Annotated in this window: 1 protein-coding gene; it reads left to right on the top strand. The window is 49.8% G+C overall.

The annotated features are described in order from the left end of the window. On the top strand, nt 1-460 hold a 460-nt coding region (locus tag ABR397_RS23285; protein ID WP_350307772.1), incomplete at both ends, for an Rpn family recombination-promoting nuclease/putative transposase.

Here is a 460-nt window from a genome sequence, read left to right as displayed (position 1 = left end):
TCCCTTCCCGCTGGTCGATGTGACGATCATCTCCGATGATGAAATCCTGACGCACAAACGGGTCGCGTTATTGGAAATGGTGCAAAAACATATCCGGCAGCGAGATATGGCGGAGTTACTGCAAGAGTTGGTCATACTGCTAACGTATGATTACTATACGGATGAACAGCTAAAAAGCGTGCTAAACTACTTATTACAGGCAGGAGATACTGCCGATCCAGAGGGTTTTATCCGGCGACTGGCAGAACAGTCCCCGAGGTATGAGGAGGTACTGATGACAATAGCGCAGAAACTGGAGCAGAAGGGACACCAGAAAGGGTTTATTGAAGGGCGTCTGGAAGGGCGCCAAGAAGGACGCCAGGAAGGACTCCAAGAAGGATTGCATAAAGGCGAAAAACGGGGGATCCTGAAAATCGCGTGTGCGATGATCGACATGGGTATCGACCGTGAAACGATAATG

The sequence above is a fragment of the Photorhabdus viridis genome (genome assembly GCF_040256935.1).
GTDB classification, from domain to species: Bacteria; Pseudomonadota; Gammaproteobacteria; order Enterobacterales; family Enterobacteriaceae; genus Photorhabdus; species Photorhabdus viridis.
This window is presented reverse-complemented; position numbering and strand designations above follow the sequence as displayed.